This is a genomic window from Providencia sp. PROV156 (assembly GCF_028480905.1).
In the GTDB taxonomy this organism is placed as follows: Bacteria; Pseudomonadota; Gammaproteobacteria; order Enterobacterales; family Enterobacteriaceae; genus Providencia; species Providencia hangzhouensis.
The window spans coordinates 124,303-146,159 of sequence record NZ_JAMPPE010000001.1 but is presented as its reverse complement, the minus strand read 5'-3'; the positions used below and the strand labels follow the sequence as shown (position 1 = coordinate 146,159).

General features: G+C 43.5%; 19 protein-coding genes. 6 read left to right on the top strand and 13 right to left on the bottom strand.

All coding sequences use genetic code 11. The features are described 5' to 3' along the window. Window positions 1–82: 82 nt before the first annotated feature. Window positions 83–664 carry an HdeD family acid-resistance protein gene (locus tag PSF31_RS00645; RefSeq protein ID WP_004260329.1) on the bottom strand — a complete coding sequence of 194 codons (582 nt, stop codon included), beginning with the start codon at window positions 662–664 and terminating at the stop codon, window positions 83–85. Window positions 665–849: 185 nt separating this feature from the next. Then, a complete protein-coding gene (copA, locus tag PSF31_RS00640) occupies window positions 850–3,783 on the bottom strand; it encodes a copper-exporting P-type ATPase CopA (RefSeq protein ID WP_096863260.1) in 2,934 nt (977 codons plus the stop codon). 119 nt (window positions 3,784–3,902) lie between these two features. On the opposite strand from copA, the gene cueR reads away from it, so the two are divergent. Then, window positions 3,903–4,313, top strand: coding sequence for a Cu(I)-responsive transcriptional regulator (cueR, locus tag PSF31_RS00635; protein ID WP_096863259.1), 411 nt, complete (start codon window positions 3,903–3,905; stop codon window positions 4,311–4,313). Here the strand turns inward: cueR and PSF31_RS00630 are convergent. The 5 genes from PSF31_RS00630 to tesA form a co-directional block, all read right to left on the bottom strand. Continuing rightward, window positions 4,267–4,746, bottom strand: coding sequence for an NfeD family protein (locus PSF31_RS00630; RefSeq protein ID WP_153673151.1), 480 nt, complete (start codon window positions 4,744–4,746; stop codon window positions 4,267–4,269). The genes cueR and PSF31_RS00630 overlap by 47 nt on opposite strands. Then, window positions 4,743–5,687 carry an SPFH domain-containing protein gene (locus PSF31_RS00625; RefSeq protein ID WP_094960977.1) on the bottom strand — a complete coding sequence of 315 codons (945 nt, stop codon included), beginning with the start codon at window positions 5,685–5,687 and terminating at the stop codon, window positions 4,743–4,745. The genes PSF31_RS00630 and PSF31_RS00625 overlap by 4 nt, the downstream gene beginning before the upstream one ends. Before the next feature lie 13 nt (window positions 5,688–5,700). Continuing rightward, window positions 5,701–6,558, bottom strand: coding sequence for a co-chaperone YbbN (locus tag PSF31_RS00620; RefSeq protein WP_096863258.1), 858 nt, complete (start codon window positions 6,556–6,558; stop codon window positions 5,701–5,703). A gap of 75 nt (window positions 6,559–6,633) precedes the next feature. Further along, the gene (locus PSF31_RS00615) at window positions 6,634–7,437 is read right to left on the bottom strand and encodes an SDR family oxidoreductase (protein WP_096863257.1); all 804 of its coding nucleotides are present in this window, start codon (window positions 7,435–7,437) and stop codon (window positions 6,634–6,636) included. A gap of 78 nt (window positions 7,438–7,515) precedes the next feature. Further along, the gene (gene tesA / locus PSF31_RS00610) at window positions 7,516–8,157 is read right to left on the bottom strand and encodes a multifunctional acyl-CoA thioesterase I/protease I/lysophospholipase L1 (protein WP_094960980.1); all 642 of its coding nucleotides are present in this window, start codon (window positions 8,155–8,157) and stop codon (window positions 7,516–7,518) included. On the opposite strand from tesA, the gene ybbA reads away from it, so the two are divergent. The 3 genes from ybbA (at window position 8,125) to PSF31_RS00595 (ending at window position 12,870) form a co-directional block, all read left to right on the top strand. Continuing rightward, window positions 8,125–8,811 (top strand): putative ABC transporter ATP-binding protein YbbA, encoded by a 687-nt coding sequence (gene ybbA / locus PSF31_RS00605; RefSeq protein ID WP_004260298.1) that lies wholly within the window; start codon window positions 8,125–8,127, stop codon window positions 8,809–8,811. The two genes, tesA and ybbA, sit on opposite strands and share 33 nt — an antisense overlap. Next, a complete protein-coding gene (ybbP, locus tag PSF31_RS00600) occupies window positions 8,808–11,255 on the top strand; it encodes a putative ABC transporter permease subunit YbbP (RefSeq protein ID WP_096863256.1) in 2,448 nt (815 codons plus the stop codon). Before ybbA ends, ybbP begins: the two co-directional genes overlap by 4 nt. 244 nt (window positions 11,256–11,499) lie before the next feature. Then, complete coding sequence (locus tag PSF31_RS00595) at window positions 11,500–12,870, top strand: esterase-like activity of phytase family protein (protein WP_096863255.1); 1,371 nt, start codon at window positions 11,500–11,502, stop codon at window positions 12,868–12,870. A 126-nt stretch (window positions 12,871–12,996) separates the two neighbouring features. On the opposite strand, the gene PSF31_RS00590 is transcribed toward PSF31_RS00595, so the two are convergent. The 5 genes from PSF31_RS00590 to ppiB form a co-directional block, all read right to left on the bottom strand. Continuing rightward, window positions 12,997–14,235: an MFS transporter gene (locus PSF31_RS00590; protein WP_094960983.1), complete on the bottom strand. Its 1,239-nt coding sequence runs from the start codon at window positions 14,233–14,235 to the stop codon at window positions 12,997–12,999. Window positions 14,236–14,351: 116 nt separating this feature from the next. Next, window positions 14,352–15,434: a 5-(carboxyamino)imidazole ribonucleotide synthase gene (gene purK, locus PSF31_RS00585; RefSeq protein ID WP_004260270.1), complete on the bottom strand. Its 1,083-nt coding sequence runs from the start codon at window positions 15,432–15,434 to the stop codon at window positions 14,352–14,354. Continuing rightward, window positions 15,434–15,949, bottom strand: a complete 516-nt coding sequence (purE, locus tag PSF31_RS00580; protein WP_094960984.1) for a 5-(carboxyamino)imidazole ribonucleotide mutase — start codon at window positions 15,947–15,949, stop codon at window positions 15,434–15,436. Before purE ends, purK begins: the two co-directional genes overlap by 1 nt. Before the next feature lie 155 nt (window positions 15,950–16,104). Further along, entirely contained in the window at window positions 16,105–16,830 is a 726-nt protein-coding gene (gene lpxH, locus PSF31_RS00575; protein WP_004260263.1) for a UDP-2,3-diacylglucosamine diphosphatase, read from the bottom strand. A gap of 10 nt (window positions 16,831–16,840) precedes the next feature. Continuing rightward, a complete protein-coding gene (gene ppiB, locus PSF31_RS00570; protein ID WP_004260260.1) occupies window positions 16,841–17,335 on the bottom strand; it encodes a peptidylprolyl isomerase B in 495 nt (164 codons plus the stop codon). A 266-nt stretch (window positions 17,336–17,601) separates the two neighbouring features. Between ppiB and cysS the strand changes: the two genes are divergently transcribed. Both cysS and PSF31_RS00560 read left to right on the top strand, forming a co-directional pair. Beyond that, window positions 17,602–18,990, top strand: a complete 1,389-nt coding sequence (gene cysS, locus PSF31_RS00565) for a cysteine--tRNA ligase (protein ID WP_094960986.1) — start codon at window positions 17,602–17,604, stop codon at window positions 18,988–18,990. Between the two features lie 309 nt (window positions 18,991–19,299). Next, window positions 19,300–20,070 (top strand): hypothetical protein, encoded by a 771-nt coding sequence (locus PSF31_RS00560; RefSeq protein ID WP_096863254.1) that lies wholly within the window; start codon window positions 19,300–19,302, stop codon window positions 20,068–20,070. An 81-nt stretch (window positions 20,071–20,151) separates the two neighbouring features. On the opposite strand, the gene fruA is transcribed toward PSF31_RS00560, so the two are convergent. After that, a complete protein-coding gene (gene fruA / locus PSF31_RS00555) occupies window positions 20,152–21,846 on the bottom strand; it encodes a PTS fructose transporter subunit IIBC (protein WP_096863253.1) in 1,695 nt (564 codons plus the stop codon). Between the last annotated feature and the right edge of the window lie 11 nt (window positions 21,847–21,857).

Below are 21,857 nucleotides of genomic sequence, written 5' to 3'. Positions count from 1 at the left end.
TCATCGCGAATTGCGCATTTTTTAGCAGATTGATGACATCGTGGAGGCGAAAAAATGCCCCTGTCAAAGGGGCATGGTAGGGTTAATTATTTTTACTGATACCTTTAAATACACTGAGTAACGTGAACAAACTAAAGGAACTAAACACCATTTCGATACCAATTAGGGTTGTCAGTAAGGTAATTGATGTAATTGGGCCATTACCGATAAGTAAATAGGCAATAAAGAAATCTAACAGCCCAATGATGATTTGTAACCAGCCACCCGCTGAGCTAATTTGTTGGAAGCCGACATACAGCCGAATGACCCCACCCACGATAAATAAAGCCGCCACTAAAATAGCCAAAGCTACCAAACTTTGTAACGGGTCTTTAATAAACGAGTAGCCGACAATGATATAGATAAGGCCAATAACAAAACCAAATAACCGGGACCAACCGGTATAGATCACGGTACTTAGAATGCTCACAATCGCGCCAACGCCCCCAATAATCAGGAGCACCCCAAGTACAGTACTAACGGCAATACCGGAAATCATTGGGTTGATAATGCAAAAAATTCCACCTGCCAACAGTAAAATGGATAAGATCACCAAAAAGGTACGTTGCTTTTTAAACTCTTCGCCTGCAAGTTTGGCGAGTTTCTCACGATCAATATTAAGCATTTTGTACTCCAAATATTAAATAACTAACTATTTATAAGTATAGGCTTAGCTTGATATTAATGACATAAAAAATAATGCGATTTTTACTTAGTAAGAAAATGAAGTGTTGTGGTGATAAGGTTTAGATATGAACAGCATTCATCATTAAAAAGGGGAAGAACTCATGTTCCTCCCACTTTTGGGTATTATTTTTCAGGTTTAAAGCGTAATAAGCGGTTTGCGTTACTGACCACGGTAATGGATGATAAAGCCATTGCTGCGCCTGCAACGACAGGGTTAAGTAAAGTCCCGGTAATTGGGTATAAAATACCCGCGGCAATTGGGATACCTAAGGTATTGTAAACAAAGGCCCCAAATAAGTTTTGCTTCATATTACGCAGTGTTCCTTTCGAAATAGACACTGCATCGGCTACACCATGTAAGCTTTGGCGCATCAGGGTAATCGATGCCGTTTCAATAGCGATATCACTGCCGCCGCCCATCGCAATACCAACGTCAGCTCGGGCTAGAGCAGGGGCATCATTGATACCATCACCCACCATCGCAACTTTGTGGCCTTTAGCTTGTAAGGCTTCAATCGCGGCGGATTTACCGTCTGGCATGACGCCTGCTATTACCTCATCAATACCCGCTTCTTTGGCTATCGCATTGGCAGTTACTGGGTTATCTCCGGTTAACATGACTAATCGGAAACCTTGTTTATGTAACCGCGCCAGCGCGCTTATGCTGTCTTCACGCAATGGGTCACGGATAGATAACAGTGCGGCAACTTTACCATCAACAGCCAGTAAAACAGGCGTTACGCCTTGAGTGGCTTGTTGGTGTAATGTTTCTTCAACATCACGGGTATCAACATTATTTTGCGCTAACAGTTTTTGGTTACCTAACAAAATAGTTTGGCCATTAATTATTGCACTAATACCTAACCCAGCTAAGGTTCTAAACTGCTCATTAGCGGGTAGTGTTAAGCCTTTTGCGCGATTTAAAACAGCGCGGGCAAGTGGGTGATTAGAGCCATTTTCCAATGAAGCGGCAAACTGTAAGGCGGTATCTTGTTCGAACCCATTAAACACGTGGATATCCGTAACTTGAGGCATGCCTTCAGTCAATGTGCCTGTTTTATCAAAGACAATGGTATCTAACTCACTTGCTTGCTGTAATGCATCTGCATCCCGTACCAACACGCCAAACTCAGCCGCTCGGCCCACGCCAGAAATAATCGACATTGGTGTTGCAAGGCCAAGGGCACAAGGACACGCAATAATTAACACGGTTGTGGTGATAACGAGTGCGTAAGTAATTTGTGGTGCGGGCCCAACAAAGTACCAAACTGCACCTGAAATTAAGGCGATAGCCACAACTACTGGTACAAACACGGCAGAAATGCGGTCAGCAAGCTGGCCAATTTGTGGTTTACTGCTTTGTGCTTGGCGAACAAGGTGAATAATTCGAGCTAAAGTTGTTTGGCTACCGACAGCAGCGGCACGAAATAGCACGGTACCATCTTGTACCACAGTACCTGCATGGACTTGATCCCCTTTACTTTTTTGTTGTGGGATCGGCTCACCCGTTAGCATGGCTTCGTCTAACCAAACCTCGCCTTCGATAATTTCACCATCAACAGGAACACGGTCACCGGTTGCTAAGCGTAAAACCATCCCTTTTTTGACTTGCTCCAGTGGCATATCCACTTCGCCTTGCTCTGTGACAACACGGGCAGTTGGCGGTGTCAGGTCTAGCAAGCGTTCAAGGGCTTTTGATGAACGTTGGCGAGCTCGCTGCTCTAGGGCATGACCAAGGTTAATAAGACCGATGATCATAGCACTGGCTTCATAATAAAGGTGGCGAGCTTGGTCTGGGAATAACTCAGGCCAAATATTCACCACAATCGAATAAAGCCAAGCCGCTCCTGTTCCTAACGCAACTAAGGTATCCATAGTGGCGCTGCCATTTTTCAGGCTTTGCCATGCATTACGATAAAAGTGCCCACCTGCAAATACCATTACCGCAAGGGTTAATGCACCAATAGTGAGCCAAATGGTATGGTTTTGCTCAGTCAGCACCATGTTATCGCCCATCATCCCCCATACCATCACAGGGATACCAAGGGCAAGAGCTAATGCCGATTGCCAGCGGAAGCGGCGCATATTGGCTTGCGCGACTTCTTGTTGGCGCTCACGGCGTTTGGCTTCATCTTGAATGATCTCCGCGCCATAGCCTGCTTTGACAACCGCGTCGATTAAATCATTTGGTTCAGCAGTTCCGGTGACTAAAGCACTGCGCTCAGCTAAGTTGACACGTGCATTTTCAACGCCCGGTACGCTATTTAAGGCTTTCTGGACTTTGTTGACACAACTGGCACAGGTCATGCCATCGAGCAGTAACTGTATGCTGTCATCCATTGGGCTAATTTCGGGCTGTTCACCTAAATCAGACTCTTGTGCCGGGATCTCACAGATTGCCGCTGAATCAGCTTCCGGCTGTTCAGTTGTGGTACTCAGCGGCTCAGTTTTTGGGTGAGATTCATTCTCAGTGGCTTGGTAGCCAGCGGCTTGAACCGCAGCAATTAAGACGTCTACGGAGGCCGTACCACGAACAACAGCGGTTTGGGTATCGACAGTTGCGCTTTCAACACCATCAACCGCTTCTAGCGCCTGCTGTGTTTTAGCGGCACATTTCATGCAAGTTAGACCCGAAAGGGCTAAAGTGATCGCTTTTGTTTGAGCCAGTTCTGCATTGTAGCCAGCTTGTTGAACGGCAGCGATTAACGTTTGCGCATCAGCAGTGCCATATACCTTGGCGCTAGTCGTATCGACAACAGCAGCGGCGACACCGTCAACCTCTTCGAGTGCTTTTTGTGTTTTACCCGCACATTTCATACAGTTGAGGCCAGAAAGTTGTAATTCGATATCTGGGGCTGTAGCCACTTCAGCCTCATAACCTGCGTCAACGATGGTTTTAATTAAATCAGCCACATTGGCATCACTTTCCATCACGGCATAATCGATAGTGACTTTTAAGTTAGTGACATCACCGCGCCCTTCGAGCGCTTTAGTGACTGAGCCGACACAGTGCATGCAGCTTAGCCCCTGTAATTTTAAAATAATCATGTTACTCATTTTGCAGCCTCCAAAACCCGTTTGATGTATTGGGTCTATAACTTTATCTACAATTAGGTCTATAATTCGACAATGAGCAAAGGTTACACCTTCCAGCAAGGTTAAGGTCAAGAGGAATTATGAATATTAGTGAAATTGCCAAAAAAACGGGCCTAACTGCAAAAGCTATTCGTTTTTATGAAGACAAAGGGCTAATTACACCGCCTGAAAGAGGGGAAAATAGCTACCGTTATTATCAGGAGCGTCATTTAAACGAACTCGTATTGCTTAAACAGGCAAAAGATGTGGGTTTTACCTTGGATGAATGTGGCGAGCTATTAGGTTTATTTCGTGATCCAACCAGACATAGTGCTGATGTAAAGACGACAACGATAGCTAAGATAAATGAAATAGAGCAGACAATTGTTAAATTGTCTGCCATTAGAGATACATTACAAGAGCTCGTGGACGTATGCCCTGGGGATGATGGTGCAGATTGCCCAATTATTGACCACTTGGCACGTGGGTGTTGTCATCATGCGAAGGCTTAACCTGCAAGGTGATGCCGTCTACTGCGATGACCACCACTTCTGTATTGGCACTTAATGGCGTGTCGCTATAGACACGCCAACTGCCATCCGCAAGGCGTACACGGCTAAATCCTTCTTCAGTATCTGACAACAAACGGCCTTTAACACCGATGAGTTGATGGCTAATTTGGTTGACGTTATCTGCCTTATTTTTTTGCCTATTCCTCAACCAGTTGCGCCATAACACAGCAGAGACAACGGTAAAAATGGCAAATAAAATCCCTTGCCACTCCCAACCGATAAATGGCAGTGCCCAAGCGATAACCCCAACAAGCACCGCAGCAATACCCGACCATAAAAGATAGCCTGCGGTACCAAGAAGTTCACCAATCAGCAATAGCCCACCAAGGCACAGCCAAAACCATGCGGGTTGAGCACTGATAAGCTCTATCATTCTTTTACCTGCTTTTTCATCGCACTGGTTTTCTTGCTTTCGCCGATTAGCTCAGTAATCCCACCAATTGCGCCCATTAAATTACTGGCTTCTAATGGCATCATGATGACTTTGCTGTTTTCGGCAGAACCAATACTGGTCAGTGCGTCGGTGTATTTTTGCGCCACAAAGTAATTAATAGCCTGCATATCACCAGCGGCGATAGCTTCAGATACCATTCGTGTCGCTTTTGCTTCCGCTTCCGCGGCTCTTTCACGCGCTTCGGCTTGTAAAAATGCCGATTGTCGTTCCCCTTCGGCTTTGAGAATTTGTGACTGTTTTTCACCTTCAGCCTTTAAAATTGCCGCTTGGCGGATCCCCTCGGCCTCAAGAATATCGGCACGTTTAGTACGTTCAGCCTTCATCTGCGCATTCATCGCACTAATCAATTCTTTTGGTGGCTTCACATCACGAATTTCGATACGGGTAATTTTGACCCCCCAAGGGTTGGTTGCTTCATCCACCACGTGCAACAAGCGGCTATTAATGGAATCACGTTGTGACAACATTTCGTCTAGTTCCATGGAACCTAATACGGTACGAATATTTGTCATGGTTAAATTCAATACCGAAAGCTCAAGGTTGCTAACCTCATAGGCTGCACGTACTGGGTCAACGACTTGGATAAAGCAGACAGCATCAATAGTGACGTTGGCATTATCGCGAGAAATAACTTCTTGAGATGGGATATCAAGGACTTGTTCCATCATATTGATGCGACGGCCAATTTTGTCCATAAATGGGACAATAATATGTAAGCCGGGTTGCAACGTACGGGTATAGCGACCGAAGCGCTCAACGGTCCATTGAAAGCCTTGCGGTACTGTTTTAACACAGGTAAAAACAATAACGACAGCGACAAAAATGATAATCGGTATTGCACCAAAGGCGAACAAGTCCATATTTAACCCTTAATTAGTAAAGTAATGAATATACTTGGCGACGGTATTTACTGGCAATTGCATCACCGGTTCCCATTGCCGACATAATATCCATCATGGTTTTTCTTACTGCGCCGTCACCCGCACCCAAGTCGGTACGTAAAAAGCCGAATAACATTTCCAGCGCTTCTTCGTTGCGGTTCACCTCATGCAGTTTTAGGGCTAATTGAACCGCTAACGTTGTATTTTGTGGATCTTGATTGAATTCATCTTGTAATTGCTGAATTTCAGGGGTGTCCGCAGCTTGCTTCAATAATTCAATTTGTGCGATTAAACCTTGGTAACGACTGTCTTTATCCTGTAATGGGATAGCTTCTAAAGTAGCTTGTGCGTCATCAACGAGATTTAAACCGATTTGTGTTTCTGCCAATAATAACGTGATGTCGCTATTTTTGGGGTTCAACTGATGGGCTTCTTTTAACAATGGCAGCGCTTCTTGTGTTTTACCTTCTGCAATTAATTCAGCAGCTTGTGCTGCTTTCATTTCTTCTGGGCTTGGCAGCACACGAGATAAAATTTCCAACACCACCTCTTCTGGTTGTGGTCCTTCAAAGCCATCAACAGGGCGGCCATTTTGTAATACATACACAGTAGGGATCGCTTTTAAGCCAAACTGGCTTGCGATCATTTGTTCTTCATCACAATTAACTTTAGCTAAAATAAATGACCCTGCGTAGTCGTTGGCAATTTTTTCCAACATGGTACCGAAATCTTGGCAATGAGGGCTACGCGGTGACCAAAAGTAAAACATGACAGGTAAGTTCATTGATTGTTCAATGACTTGGTGTAGGTTGGTTTCGTTAATATCAATTATCTGAGCGTTAGCAAACATAAGAAGTCTCTTTTGAATTTGTTATCAATAGAATTTGTGAGCAATAGTAATAAAGTGGGGCTGATTTTGCTTTTTTCAAGCTTTTTTCCCCTGATTTGCCAGTATTTTATCCATTATTTTGTCAGGTAAAATACGTTTTAAGATACGCACTGCGACGGTTAATAACGTGACAGAATAGCGTACTTTTGGGCGCGGGCTTTCTAACGCATGGATCAGTTTTTCTACCACATGTTCTGGTGTTAAGGTGAAACGTGAAGCAATACCTGGGTTTTTAACGGGTTTATCTTTTTGTGTTTGTTCAACATTTTGAGTAAAAGCCGTATGAATCGGGCCCGGTTCAATCAAACTCATTTTCACCCCTGTTCCTGCCAATTCTAAGCGTAGTGCATCGGACCAGGCTTCCAGTGCGTATTTGCTGGCAGCATAAGCGCCACGTCCGGGAGTTGAAATAACCCCCATCACTGAACTAGTTTGGATAATTCGCCCTTCATGGTGCGCTAGCATTGCAGGTAATAGCAAAAACGTTAACTGGTGAACACCAAAAAAGTTAGTGGAAAACTGGGCTTCAAGTTGTTCGCGGCTGACGCTATTTAATGGGCCATACACCCCAAAACCAGCGTTGTTGAATAATCCGAAAAGGCGGTGATTACAGAGTGTTAACACCGTTTGAGCCGCGGTTTCTATGCTATCCTTATTATCGAGGTCAAGGGAGACAGTGTCATAACCTAGCTCTTTTAGGCGTAAAATATCGCTTTCTTTACGGCAGGCAACAATAACATGGTAGCCACGCTGCCGAAGTGTCTGTGCAGCACAAAAGCCAATACCGCTTGATGCTCCTGTGACCAGGACTGATTTTTTGTTTCGTGCCGATGTTTGCATAACTTTACCTTGGTTTCATGCAACTGAATCTATTTCGGGTATAAAAGAGCGTTTTAGTACCCTTGTTTAACGTCTGTTTTATTTGCTAGACGGTAAAATATGTTCGAAAAGCTGTTTTTCCATAAAATCAGCAATGGATGGCTGGGCTTCAACGGTAGGGTGAATACCATCTTGTTGTATCCATTCAGGCTTAGTTATCACGGTTTCCATATAAAACGGCAGTAATGGGATTTGATTACTTTGCGCCAATTTCGGATAGACTTTTTCGAAACTTGTCGTATAACGTTTTCCATAGTTAGGTGGAATGCGAATTTGCATTAAGAGCGGTTTCGCACCGGATTGCACGATTTGCTCGATAATCTGTTGTAAATTAGCTTCGAGTTGCTCAACTGGGAGACCTTGTAAGCCATCATTTGCACCTAATTCGATCAATACCCAGTTAGGTTTGTTTTGTTCGAGTAAAACGGAAAGGCGTTCTAACCCCTGTGCAGAGGTATTCCCACTAATACTACCGTTAACAATAGCAACGGGTGGGGAAAGTTTCTGCCAACGTTCGGCAAGCAAGGAGGCCCAAGCCTGCTCAGCCGGTAAACGGTAGCCTGCACTTAGGCTATCACCTAAGATTAATAGCTTAGTTGACGCAAGTGCGTGCCCACTTGCAGTCAGTAACAGGAGAAATACCAATATATGTCGGCGAATAATATTCTTGAAGTTCATCATCTCATTAAACGTGTTGGTCAAGGTGAACATGAACTGACTATATTGCAAGGTGTTGAGCTAATTGTCGAGTCCGGGCAAACAATTGCTTTAATTGGGGAGTCAGGTTCGGGGAAATCAACCTTGCTAGGGATTATTGCGGGGTTGGATGACGGCTCCAGTGGAACGGTTAATTTATTAGGTCAAGACCTCACTAAAATGGACGAAGAGCAGCGGGCACGCTTACGGGCACAAAGTGTTGGTTTTGTGTTCCAATCCTTTATGTTGATCCCAACCTTAAATGCTATTGAAAATGTGCAACTTCCTTCTTTGTTACGTGGTGAATCTGAGTCTGAAAGCTACCAACACGCGGCGAGTTTACTGACGGATTTAGGCTTAAAAGATCGCCTAAAACATATGCCACCACAGTTGTCAGGGGGTGAGCAACAGCGTGTTGCACTTGCTCGTGCCTTTAATGGCCGTCCACAGATTTTATTTGCTGATGAACCAACGGGGAATCTCGATCGCCACACCGGGGATAAAATTGCAGATTTACTGTTTGATATGAATAAACAGCACGGAACGACCCTTATTTTAGTGACTCACGATAACGAGCTGGCTGCGCGTTGCCAACGCCGTTTGCGCTTGGTCGATGGGCAGTTGAGGGAAGAAGCATGATTTGGCGTTGGTTTTGGCGTGAATGGAAAACCCCCTCGTTACTGATTGTTTGGCTTGCACTCACCCTTGCTGTTGCTTGTGTACTGGCTTTAGGGCGAATTAGCGATCGTATTGAAAATAGCATGAGTTACCAAAGCCGTGAGCTATTAGCGGGTGACTTAGTGTTACGATCTTCTCATCCAAGCGACCCTGCATGGTTACAAGAGGCCCAAAAAGAGGGTTTAACGTTAAGCCAACAAATATCATTTTCTACTATGGCTTATGCGACAGAAGATGAAGATGCTCGGCCACAACTGGTGTTAGTGAAAGCAGCGGATAAGGCATATCCATTATATGGTGAGCTTATCACAGAGCCTGCTGGGTTAACCCCGACAAAAGGGGAAATATTAGTCGCTCCGCGGTTATTAGAATTATTGAACCTCAATGTAGGGGATAACATTGATATTGGGGATGCGACGCTAAAAGTCTCGGGTAAATTAATTCAAGAGCCCGACAGCGGTTTTAACCCGTTCCAGATTGCTCCAAGAGTATTGATAGCAATTGAAGATGCACCATTAACAGGGGCAATTCAATTGGGCAGCCGGTTAACTTATCGCGACATGTTTGCCGGCGATCGCCAACTTATTGATGCATTTCAACAAAAATATGAGCAAGACCTACGAAATGATCAGCGTTGGTTTACGTTAAGCGAAAATAACGGTGCAGTGGGGAAAACCTTCCAACGTGCCCAACAGTTTTTATTGTTGTCAGTTTTATTAACCCTGCTGCTAGCCATTGCTGCGGTCGTGGTTTCAATGACGCATTATTGTCGTAGCCGCCATCAATTAATTGCGGTATTAAAAACCCTAGGCGCAGGGCGTAGCGCGTTGCGTCAATGGATTATTGGGCAGTGGTTAGTCATTTTAATTGCCGCGGCTTTACTCGGCTCATTATTAGGTTTGGCTTTTGAAGGCATTTTAATGCAAATCTTAGGGGCTATGTTGCCGAAGGAATTGCCGCCTGCGAGTTTGATGCCTTGGGTTTGGGCGATTGGTACATTATTTATTATTGCGATTATTGTTGGCAGCCGTCCCTATTACCAACTGATGGCAACTCAGCCTTCTAGAGTATTACGTGAAGATGCCAAATCACCCGTTTGGCCGCTATATTACTATCTGCCGATTGTTATTTTAATTGTGGTTGGCGGCTTATTTGTGTTTGCTGGCGTTAACCCTCTGCTGTGGTCAATTTTGGCGGGTATTGTCGTGGTTGCCGTTCTACTTGCGCTGATTGGTTGGGTAGGCTTATGGGGGCTACGCCATATTAAGTTCCGTCAATTAAGCTTGCGTTTATCTGTTAGCCGTCTATTGCGCCAGCCGTTGCAAACCATCACGCAAATGAGTGCTTTTTCGTTGTCATTTATGTTATTGGCGCTGCTGATTTTAGTGCGTGGTGATTTGCTTGACCGTTGGCAGCAGCAATTACCCGCAGATAGCCCGAATTATTTCTTGATTAATATGAACCAGTCACAGCTTGAGCCTGTTACCAAGCTATTAGCTGAGTTTGACGTGAAACCTACAGAGTTCAACCCTGTGGTGTTAGCGCGTTTAACTGATATTAATGACCAGTCAGCGATTGAGTGGGCGGATCAACGTGATCCAAATAATAATACGGTACGACGTGAATTGAGCTTAACTTGGCAATCTGATTTAGCGCCAGCCAATGTGGTTGATGAAGGGACATGGCCACCGAAAGCGGGAGAAGTCTCAATTGAACAAACGGTCGTTAAAGAACTCGGGTTGAAATTAGGCGATAAACTTACATTTAACGCTGGGGCTCAGGTCTTTAGTGCAACAGTCAGTAGTATTCGTACGGTTGATTGGGAAAGCCTGCGACCGAACTTCTATTTTATTTTCTCTGAAGAAAGTCTTTCTCAAATGCCGGCTACTTGGCTGAGCAGCTTCCACTATGACGGTGATGGGCAGCTATTAACGCAACTTAGCCGCCATTACCCGACCATTAATGTGCTCGATACTGGTGCAATTATCACCCAAATTCAGCAAATTCTTCAGCAAGTGAGCCAAGCCTTAGAAGTGATGGTGGTGTTGGTTATTTTCTGTGGCTTGTTACTGCTGTTGGCACAAATTCAAGTGGGAATGAGCCAGCGAGAGCGGGAGCTTGTGGTATACCGAACGTTAGGCGCCAGCAAAAAGTTAATGCGTAGAACATTATGGAGCGAATTTGCATTACTTGGCTTAATGGCAGGGCTTGCGGCGGCATTTGGGGCAGAAATTGCATTATGGTTGTTGCAAAGTAAAGTGTTTGACTTCCCTTGGCAGCCAGAATGGCGTATGTGGGTATTATTGCCTTTGTGCGCGGCAATTCTATTGTCTATTTGTGGTAGTTGGTTAGGACTGCGTTTATTAGGGACAGGTAGTCAGCACCGTCGTTTACCTAATAGTTAAATACTCGTCATACTTCGAGTTGCATGGGCATTGACTGCGCTCAGATAGGTCGATCTACATGCAACTCGAGTTATTTAGAACATGGTGGTATTAGGGAAACACCTTAATACCACTATTTTTGAACATTATAAAAACAACCTGTTTTTCAGTAAAATAACTGTCTCCAATCCTTCATAAAAGCTTCATTCATCGACGTTATGATTCCGCCATCAATTATTGATAGCCTTAAAATGGAAACATAACAATGCAGAATAACCATTCGATTAAACGTAAACTGGGCTCGTTATCTTTATTGGCTGGTTTAATTTCATTTAGCATCACCGGGTTTGCACAACAAGAAGTGCCAGCAACGTTAGCGGGTCACTCCATTCTTCCTGTTAATTCAACGGTTTCTTCCCCCGAAGGTGCACCTTCAGACATGCAAATGAGCGGTAAATTTACCACTGGCGTTCGTGTTGATAGTTTGGGGAAAGTGGAAGGTAAGTCCGCGGATCGCCCAACAGGAATGTACATTCCAATTAAAGGTCAGCCACGTCAAGGGCACTCGGGTATTAAACGCATGGCGGATGGCACTTACTGGGTTTTAACTGATAATGGATTCGGCAACAAAGCCAATTCTCCTGATTCGATGTTGTATGTCACTCAATATGATATTGATTTTCAATCAGGTAATACAACGCCATTAAAAACGGTTTTCTTCCATGACCCCGATAAAATTATCCCTTTTCATATTACAAATGAGAGCACAAAAGAACGCTATTTAACAGGCAGTGATTTTGACCCTGAAAGTTTTCAATTTGTGGGTGGTGCTCTATGGGTTGGCGATGAGTTCGGCCCTTACCTAATCAAAATGGATTTGGATGGCAAAGTATTAGCTTTATTTGAGACACAAGTAGATGGAAAGAAAGTCGTTTCTCCTGATCACTACCAAATCACAACACCGGGTAAACCCGCAGATAAAGTGAATTTCCAAGTCAACCGTTCAAAAGGTTTTGAGGGTATGGCGTCATCGCCAGACGGTTCTAAGCTCTACCCAATGCTAGAAGGGGCGATTTGGCTTGATGACAAACAAGATTATGAACATGTTGATGGCAAACGCGCAGCACGTATTCTTGAGTTTGATGTGAAAAAACAAAATTGGACAGGCAGAAGCTGGTTGTATGTCTTTGAAGACAATCAGAATGCCATTGGTGACTTTAACTTAATCGATGATACCCACGGCCTAATCATTGAGCGTGATAATGGTGAAGGTACAGCAGATAAAGCCTGCACGGCGGGAAGCAGTAATACTGAAAATTGCTTTAGTAATTTAGCTAAATTCAAGCGTGTTTATCGTATTGAATTTTCAGATAACAATATAGGCAAACCAGTAGATAAGCAGGCTTATATTGATTTAATGAATATCAAAGACCCGAACAATATGGCAAGAAAACCGCTTAATGACGGAGTGTTTACTTTCCCATTCTTCACTATTGAAAACGTGGATGTGGTTGATAGTGAACACATTATTGTTGGTAATGACAATAACTATCCGTTTTCATCTAGCCGTGAGCCAAATAAAGCGGATGATAATGAGTTTATCTTATTAAACGTCCCTGAGTTGTTAAAACCGTAATTGATTTTGCGCCACCATTTAATTTTTTCGGTGGCGCAAATAAGCAGTATGTTTTGATCCAATATCTGGTCTTAAGCTTGTTTTCCCTTTGGTTTTAATTTTCCCGAGCTAATCACTCGGGATTTTTTATTTGTGATTGAGAGCAGGGGGCTTCATCATCAAAGTAAGGAATAAAATAACCACAACGGGAGCCGCGATAACCAAAAAAGCAGGGGTGAAACTTCCTGTGAAATCTTTTATTGCACCCGCAATAAAAGGCGCTAAGCAGGCAACCGTTGAAATTAAATTTACGACAGAGAATAGTTCTAAGTATGGGCCTCGGCCGAAATAATTTGACAGTAAAACACTGGATGCCAAAAAGGTCATGCCGTAGCCAATACCAACGCATAACACAAATAAAATAAGCCAAAGCCATGAGGTGGCAATACTGAGGAAAATGACACCTAATACCATGATAATTAGGCTACCGATTAATAGTTTCTTCGGTTCTAACCATTCGCCTGCGGCTCCACCAATAAACCTTGAGAATGCATTCACAAATGCCATTGTGCTTAATAACGAAACCGCCACTGTCATGCCAAAGCCGCGCTCTTCAATATGGGCGACAGCAAAACTGTTAACGGTGATACCACACCATAAAAACGAGGTATAAGTTGCAGCAATCAAGTAGAACTGCCATGTACGTAGTGCTCTGCCGACCGTCCATACTTCTGCAGTGCGATAAATAGGTTTACTTGCGTCACTAACTTGTTTTTGCATCACCTTTTTTGCGTGCTCTTGCTCTTTTTTACCTTCTCGTAGCATAAAAATTGTGATTAACGTGACAATGCTAAGATAAACGGCACATAGAACCCAATGCATACGCCATGAGCCTAATTGGTTTGATGCGTAAAAGTAAATCCAAGGGCCTGCAACACCCCCCAAGCCCCCGATGGTGAAATATAACCCAAAGGCAAGGGATTGTTTTTCAAATAGCCGCGAAAGTACATAAGTCCCCGGAACCGTGGCGAGTAAGGTGAAACCAATACCAATCAATGCAGTACCTAAAAAATAGGTGCTGATGGCTTGTGTGGAATAAAGGCTATAAAAGCCAGCAACAAAGACACTGGTGCCTAGCAATAAAGTGGCTCGTACACCCACTTTGCGGATTAACAGAGACGGGAGAAAACTCGCTAGCCCGCAAGTTAAACCCAGTAGCGTAAAACCAAAACCAGCCTCACTCCAGCTCCATTTGAGCTCACTAATCATCTCAGGTAAAACCACGCCAAGAGAGGTAAAGGTTGTCGCGGTGGCTAAAAAATAAACCAGCCCTAACAGAATAAGAATGCACCACTGATAAAACGGACTAAAAGTCTGCGAGGACATATTGACTCCAGTAATGCCGCACACCTTAAATCAGGATATTTGTTTTCTGGATGACGGCGAAAATAGCATAATGCCCGAAAATAGTTTCGGGCATCGAATCGGGCTATTTTCCCTATTTATTGATGAGAGTACCAGTCTAATTTTGCATTTGCCCACTCAATGCCACTTTTGTACTCATTTGGCAAAAGAGGGATCAAAGCCGCCAGTGTGGCAGATAATTGGTGGCAATCACGATGGGAAAGGTTCAAATGACCCACTTTTCGGGCAGGGCGTACCTCTTTTTCATACCAGTGAAGGTGAACGAGGGGTAAGCTCAGCCAGTCTATATTTACATCAGTACCGATTAAATTGACCATCACGGCAGGGCTATATACCTCTGGAGATGGCATTGGCAGGTTTAAAATAGCACGTAGATGTAACTCAAACTGGCTAATGGATGCGCCATTTTGTGTCCAATGGCCGCTATTATGTACTCGAGGCGCAATTTCGTTAATCAGCAAGTTATTGCCCACGACAAAGCATTCCATTGCCATCACACCGATATAACCAAGTTCATCCATCACTGCGCTGAGCATAGCTTGAGCTTGTTCTTGTTGCGGATTAGTTGACTTAGGGAAGGCCACACTGGTACGCAAAATGCCTTCTTGGTGTAAATTATGGGTGATCGGGTAAAAAACGGATTCCCCCGCTGCATTTCGGGCACCAATGACAGACACTTCCGCGTCAAAAGGGATACCTTGTTCAACGATGCATTCACCATAAATTTCAGCAGGCAGGTCTTTTTCATCACCAGGGCGAACACGCCATTGACCTCGCCCGTCATAGCCACCAGTTCTGCGTTTTACAATGAGAAACTCACCGAGTGTGGCAAACAGCTCAGGCCATTGTTCAGGGGATTCTAATAATGCCCAAGGTGCAGTAGAAAGTTGTAAGCTATCAAATAAGCTTTTTTGTGGAAACCTATCGGCTAAACGTGGAAAAATATCACGGTTAATAAATGCATTATGGCGAGCTAATTCTTTTGTTAGCGGGGTTTCTGGCCAACGTTCAATTTCAGCGGTGATGACGCTTTGCTGATAAGGAACCGCTTCAGGTTCTGCATCAAGCCCTACAGGAAAAACAGCAATGCCTAATGGCTCACCCGCTTGACGCAGCATGCGGCCGAGTTGGCCATTACCAAGCACACAAACGGGTTTCATTATGCTTCCCTCGGGTCTGGGTTGTTTAGCACATCATTGGTTTGGGCTTCTCGCCACGCTGAGAGGCGGTTGAAAATAGCAGTATCACTTATTGCTAATACTTGAGCGGCTAAAAGTGCTGCATTTGCGGCACCTGCTTTGCCGATGGCTAGTGTGCCTACAGGGATACCTTTAGGCATTTGCACGATAGAATATAGGCTGTCAACACCACTTAATGCAGCGCTTTGTACAGGAACACCAAAAACAGGGACTAATGTTTTAGCGGCGATCATTCCTGGTAAGTGAGCAGCACCACCAGCACCTGCAATAATCACATCAAACCCATTTTTTTTCGCATTTTCAGCAAAGGAAAATAATTTATCCGGGGTGCGATGTGCAGAGACGATTTCGACGTGAAAAGGGATTTGGAGTTCAGTTAATACATCAGCTGCGTGCTGCATTGTCGTCCAATCACTTTTCGAACCCATAACAATGGCAATTTTTGCCGCAGATTGAGCAGGAACTTGGGCAGTCATTTGGTGCTTTCCTGTATTGAAAAAAACATCACCCTGAGGTGGGAAATTGAATTGTCTCGATCATATCATGGTAAAGCAGCAAGGAAAACGTTTGCGTGATTAATAAGTGAGCAAACAGTTGTGGCGATATATTAAAAATGGTTCGTTAGGCAAAATTACTCGAAAGGAAAGAAAATCAGTTCAATACCTTGCTCGTTTATTACAAAGGCGGAACCTTCATAGTGCCAAGCACCTAATACACCCCGATAATGCAACTTGCCTCCAATATTTACTTCATGAATAGCAGGGCGGTGAGTATGACCATGGATCATCCATTGCGCTTGGTGCCTTTGTAATGCATCAATAACGGCTTGTGAATTGACGTCCATAATCGACTCGGCTTTCATGCTGCTTGCATACTGGCTATTTTGGCGCATTTTTTGCGCGATACGGCGACGCACAAAAAGAGGGAGTAACAAAAACAGCCGTTGAACCCAAGGGGTATGAACTTTTTTACGGTAATTTTGATAGGCAGCATCGTCAATGCATAATGTATCACCATGCAGAATTAAAATGCGCTTGCCGTAAAGTTCGAGCAATGTTTCCTGCGGGAGTATGGTCATGCCACACTGTTTCGCATAGCGTTGACCGATTAAAAAATCCCGATTTCCATGAATGAAATAGCAGGGAATTCCACGGTCAGTGAGTTGTTTGAGTTCGTTGGCCACTTGTTGATGTAGCGGATTGTTATCATCATCGCCCACCCAATAATTAAAAAAATCACCGAGAATATATAGGCTTTCGGCATGGATGGCTTGCTGTTGAATAAAATTAATAAAACCGGCGGTGATCGCCGGTTCATCTTCACTCAAATGCAAATCTGCAATGATGTAAGTGGACATGCGTTCAGGTTTACTCGCTGACAGTCACTTTTTCAATGATGACGTCTTCGCGTGGAACGTCTTGGTGGAACCCGCTGCGGCCAGTTGAAACACCTTTGATTTTGTCAACAACATCCATGCCTTCAACGACTTCAGCAAATACACAGTAGCCCCAGCCATCTGGACGCTCTGAACGGAAGTTCAAGAAGTCGTTGTCAACAACGTTGATAAAGAATTGTGCTGTTGCTGAATGAGGGTCGTTAGTACGAGCCATTGCCAAAGTACCACGGGTATTTTTTAAACCGTTGTTTGCTTCGTTTTTAATAGGCGCTTTAGTGTTTTTTTGTTCCATTCCTGGCTCAAAACCACCGCCTTGGATCATGAAACCATTAATAACACGATGGAAAATGGTATTATTGTAAAAACCTTCACGGCAATAAGTTAAAAAGTTTTCGACTGTAACGGGTGCTTTATCGTCAAACGTTTTGATAACAATGTCACCGTGATTGGTATGAAATGTAACCATAATAGCTATCCTGAATAATTGTTTTTTGTGCGCTAACTTGCGAAAGCGTTGAGATCAGCACGTTTATATCACAGATAAAACCTGACTTGAAGCGGAAGGAAGCTTAGTCGGCCGTTTATAGCATAATAGATGTGTATTAAACCTAATCAATAAACTGAAAAGGAAGCGGGTAAACCCTTGCATTCTTAAGGTGATCGGGGTTCAATAACATGATATTTTATCGGTAGAAATCGATAATCATTTTTCAAATAAATGGAAAAGTTCAGATGCTACAAATTTTTAATACACTAAGTCGTCAAAAAGAAGAGTTTAAGCCCATCCACGCAGGGAAGATTGGGATGTATGTGTGTGGCATCACTATCTACGACTTGTGTCATATCGGCCACGGCCGTACATTTGTGGCATTTGATGCAATTAGCCGCTATTTACGTTATTTGGGTTACGACTTAAATTATGTACGCAACGTCACCGATATTGACGATAAAATCATCAAACGTGCAGCAGAAAATAATGAAAGCGTCGAAGCGCTAACAACGCGTATGTTGGCTGAAATGCACAAAGATTTTGATGCCTTAAATATTTTACGCCCTGATAGCGAACCACGAGCAACGCGTCATATTGGTGAAATTATTGAATTAACCCAAAGCTTGATAGAGCGTGGTCATGCTTATGTCGCTGCGAATGGCGATGTGATGTTTGAAGTCAAAACCGACCCAAATTATGGTCTGTTATCTCGCCAAGATTTAGAGCAGTTGCAAGCAGGTGCTCGCGTCGAGGTCGCTGATGTAAAACGTAATCCAATGGATTTCGTCTTGTGGAAAATGTCTAAAGAAGGCGAACCAAGTTGGGAATCCCCATGGGGTTTAGGCCGCCCAGGCTGGCACATTGAATGTTCGGCAATGAACAGCAAAACGTTAGGCAACCATTTTGATATTCATGGTGGCGGCTCTGATTTAATGTTCCCACACCATGAAAATGAAATTGCTCAATCTACCTGTGCTCATGATGGCCCTTACGTGAACTACTGGATGCACTCCGGTATGGTCATGGTAGACAGAGAGAAAATGTCTAAATCTCTCAATAACTTCTTTACTATTCGTGACGTACTTGAGTATTACGATGCAGAAACAGTGCGTTATTTTCTGTTATCAGGCCATTACCGCAGCCAATTAAACTACACAGAAGAAAATTTGAAGCAGGCACGTTCAGCACTTGAGCGTATGTACACTGCATTACGTGGTACAGATAAGTCAGCCGTACCTGCTGGTGGTGATGAATTTAAAGCACGTTTCATTGAAGCGATGAATGATGACTTTAATACACCTGAAGCCTATTCGGTATTATTTGATATGGTTCGTGAAGTTAACCGCCTGAAATCAGAAGATATGTCAGCAGCAAATGGTATGGCTGCACAATTGCGTGAGTTAGCAAGCGTGCTGGGTTTACTAGAACAAGACCCAGAAGTCTTTTTAAAAGGCGGCGCACAAACTGAAGATGATGCGGAAGTGGCAAAAATTGAGGCATTAATTCAACAACGTCTAGATGCACGTAAGAATAAAGATTGGGCGCAAGCGGATGCGGCTCGTGATGAACTTACTGCCATGGGGATTGTGCTTGAAGATGGTGCTTCTGGCACTACGTGGCGTCGCAAATAATACGCGTCATATTTCGCGCTGTGGCGGTGTTGCCATCACTTGGCTACTTGGGTCACATACTTTTGTATGCTCCCCAAGTTATCCGCGTTCGGCGCCTAGCCACAACACGAACTATTTAGCGTATTAATAAGAGTCATATTTCGAATGCTAATTGAGTTAAAAAAGTTATAAATATTTAAGCGGTTAGATATAGATATCTAGCCGCTTTTATTTGGATGGCTAAATTTGAAAGACATGATTATTCACTTATAAAATAATCGTCGTTAATGAAGCATAGTTTAAATTAACAACAATAATATAGGGGGGATTATGTCTAAAGAGGTTAATACAATTAGCGTGAACTTTAATTTTTTTCGAGTGCAAGATAGTAAAAGAGGAAATAAAGTATATGACACTATTAGATTAGTAAATAGCACTAATGTTAAGAGGCCTAGTAATACGCATAAATTAAAAAATCGTTTATATAATTGGTTTAGCACATTAATTAGAGTAATTAAAAATACAGATAAAACAGTGAATGTAGAAACCCGAGTAAAACCAAGTTCTAGGAATATGGTCAAAAAATTTGAGATTGGGGAAATACGTTCTCAGGGAACCATAAATGCGAATACTGTTGTTGAAAAAACGCCAGTGAATATAGCGCATCTAACAAAACATTTCGATGAATTACTCACTAATGCACCAGATGTTTTACTTGTCTTAGCGTCAGATAATAGTTTTTTGGAGAATAATGTTCCTCGATATTTTAGCCATCCCAAAATTAAGCAATATGGCGAATATATAGTTTCCTCTTTTCCTTGTGCTTTATCTGAAAATAAATTGGGTTATCTTGATATTGATAACCGTACAGTATGTATTGCTAAAAATGGAAAATCAGTTTCTATGAGAGTTGTACATGCCACAAACTGGTCTGAAATGGTAATTGAAAAAAATGATTGGTATGAGTTATCCAATTACGCGGATAAAGTCGGGGATGAAAAAGCTAAGATTAGAGCAAAATCAGAGTTATATCAATCTCATAACGGTGTTTCTCTACTTCATTTTAATGATGAATATGCGGCAAACCTCATAGGGACGTGATTAAATGGATAAAAAATCCCCCAGTTAAGGGGGAAGTAAGACTACCAACAGGGACTAGGAATGGAACTTAAAGTTGTGTGATTAAGCGATACTCGCCATTTCTTGTTGAGCCTCTTTGGGCGTTGTTTTTTTGACAATGGCATAAAGCACACCAGAAACCACCGTGCCAGCTACTATCGCGAATAAATACATCAATACATGATTAATAGCTCCGGGTATTAACAGCACAAATAAACCACCGTGAGGCGCCATTAGCTGAATACCAAAGTACATGGATAGCGCCCCAGTTATCGCGCCACCAATAATGCAAACAGGAAGAACACGAATCGGGTCTTTGGCGGCAAATGGGATTGCACCTTCTGAAATAAAACATAAGCCTAGAACAAAAGAGGCTTTACCTGCTTCGCGTTCAGCAGGTACAAATTTATGTCGTGCTAATAGTGTTGCAACACCCATTGCCAGCGGTGGCACCATCCCCGCTGCCATAATTGCCGCCATTGGTGCATAGGTTTGTGAACTTAATAGACCGACACCAAAGGCATATGCCGCTTTATTGACAGGGCCTCCCATATCCGTACACATCATCGCCCCTAAAATTGCGCCTAAGATCACCGCATTAGTCGTCCCCATGGTATTTAGCCAGTTAGTTAGCCAATCCATTAACCACGCTACAGGGTGACCAATAACATAGATCATGGCTAAACCCGTAAATAAAGTGGAAATGAGTGGCACGATTAAAATTGGTTTTAACGCTTCCATAGTTTGTGGCAATTTTAATCGGGTGCTAATAAAGTGAGCACTATAACCCGCAAGGAAACCGGAAATGATCCCGCCTAAGAAACCGGCGCCTAAAGTGGTTGCAAGTACCCCACCGACTAAACCTGGGGTTAAACCCGTTCTGTCGGCAATGGAATAGGCGATATAACCGGATAACACGGGGACCATTAAGGCAAGGGCAGTTTGCCCGCCAATGAGGCTAAGCGCCCAAGCCAGTGATCCTTCTACATTGGATGCATCTAAGCCAAATGCAAATGAAAGCGCAGTACATAATCCCCCAGCGACAACCATGGGGAGCATATATGATACCCCGGTAAGTAAGTGTTTATATACTCCGCGTTTTTCGTTGGATTGGCTTGATTGTGATGAATTTTTTCCATTTTGTGGTGTGAATATATTCGCTTCTTTTACTGCTCTATCCATTTCTTGTGCTGTTTTCTTCAATGCGGCACTGGTGGAGGTGCGGTACATGGGTTTCCCCGTAAACTTATCCACATTGACTTCGATATCAGCTGCGACAATGACTAAGTCAGCTTGTGCAATTTCTTCTGGCGTAATTTCATTCCCAACCCCGACAGAACCACGGGTTTCAACTTTGATATTCCAGCCGCGTTTTTTTGCTTCAGCTTCAAGTGCTTCTGCAGACATATAGGTGTGCGCAACCCCTGTAGGGCACGCTGTAACGGCTAATACAGAGTACGATTTCGTGTGCTGTGGCTCACTGATGTGTTGCTCACAAAGTGTGGCTTCGTTAATTGCTGATGTTAGGAATTCAGCAGGTTGCCTAACAGCGATATCGGGGTGACCGAAATAGATTTTTTTATCTGCACAATTAAAATTTTCAGGTAACTCGGTATCAAAACAAATCACAATATCTGCATCAGTAAGTTGTTCAGTGAAAGTGATATTTTGTAAGGCAGATACATTCTTTAAAGCATCGATGGCTAGCCAGCAAATAGCAGGGCCTTGCTGGTGGCTTGGAGCGATTAATATTTTCATGTTTTTCATCC

Excerpts from the sequence above, each read along its gene's own strand:
- ppiB (WP_004260260.1), bottom strand. The coding sequence starts at position 17,335 with ATGGTTACATTTCATACCAATCACGGTGACATTGTTATCAAAACGTTT.
- PSF31_RS00560 (WP_096863254.1), top strand. The coding sequence starts at position 19,300 with ATGTCTAAAGAGGTTAATACAATTAGCGTGAACTTTAATTTTTTTCGA.
- PSF31_RS00625 (WP_094960977.1), bottom strand. The coding sequence starts at position 5,687 with ATGGACTTGTTCGCCTTTGGTGCAATACCGATTATCATTTTTGTCGCT.
- purK (WP_004260270.1), bottom strand. The coding sequence starts at position 15,434 with ATGAAACCCGTTTGTGTGCTTGGTAATGGCCAACTCGGCCGCATGCTG.
- cysS (WP_094960986.1), top strand. The coding sequence starts at position 17,602 with ATGCTACAAATTTTTAATACACTAAGTCGTCAAAAAGAAGAGTTTAAG.
- lpxH (WP_004260263.1), bottom strand. The coding sequence starts at position 16,830 with ATGTCCACTTACATCATTGCAGATTTGCATTTGAGTGAAGATGAACCG.
- cueR (WP_096863259.1), top strand. The coding sequence starts at position 3,903 with ATGAATATTAGTGAAATTGCCAAAAAAACGGGCCTAACTGCAAAAGCT.
- tesA (WP_094960980.1), bottom strand. The coding sequence starts at position 8,157 with ATGATGAACTTCAAGAATATTATTCGCCGACATATATTGGTATTTCTC.
- ybbA (WP_004260298.1), top strand. The coding sequence starts at position 8,125 with ATGTCGGCGAATAATATTCTTGAAGTTCATCATCTCATTAAACGTGTT.
- PSF31_RS00630 (WP_153673151.1), bottom strand. The coding sequence starts at position 4,746 with ATGATAGAGCTTATCAGTGCTCAACCCGCATGGTTTTGGCTGTGCCTT.
- ybbP (WP_096863256.1), top strand. The coding sequence starts at position 8,808 with ATGATTTGGCGTTGGTTTTGGCGTGAATGGAAAACCCCCTCGTTACTG.
- copA (WP_096863260.1), bottom strand. The coding sequence starts at position 3,783 with ATGAGTAACATGATTATTTTAAAATTACAGGGGCTAAGCTGCATGCAC.
- PSF31_RS00645 (WP_004260329.1), bottom strand. The coding sequence starts at position 664 with ATGCTTAATATTGATCGTGAGAAACTCGCCAAACTTGCAGGCGAAGAG.
- PSF31_RS00615 (WP_096863257.1), bottom strand. The coding sequence starts at position 7,437 with ATGCAAACATCGGCACGAAACAAAAAATCAGTCCTGGTCACAGGAGCA.
- fruA (WP_096863253.1), bottom strand. The coding sequence starts at position 21,846 with ATGAAAATATTAATCGCTCCAAGCCACCAGCAAGGCCCTGCTATTTGC.
- PSF31_RS00595 (WP_096863255.1), top strand. The coding sequence starts at position 11,500 with ATGCAGAATAACCATTCGATTAAACGTAAACTGGGCTCGTTATCTTTA.
- PSF31_RS00620 (WP_096863258.1), bottom strand. The coding sequence starts at position 6,558 with ATGTTTGCTAACGCTCAGATAATTGATATTAACGAAACCAACCTACAC.
- purE (WP_094960984.1), bottom strand. The coding sequence starts at position 15,949 with ATGACTGCCCAAGTTCCTGCTCAATCTGCGGCAAAAATTGCCATTGTT.
- PSF31_RS00590 (WP_094960983.1), bottom strand. The coding sequence starts at position 14,235 with ATGTCCTCGCAGACTTTTAGTCCGTTTTATCAGTGGTGCATTCTTATT.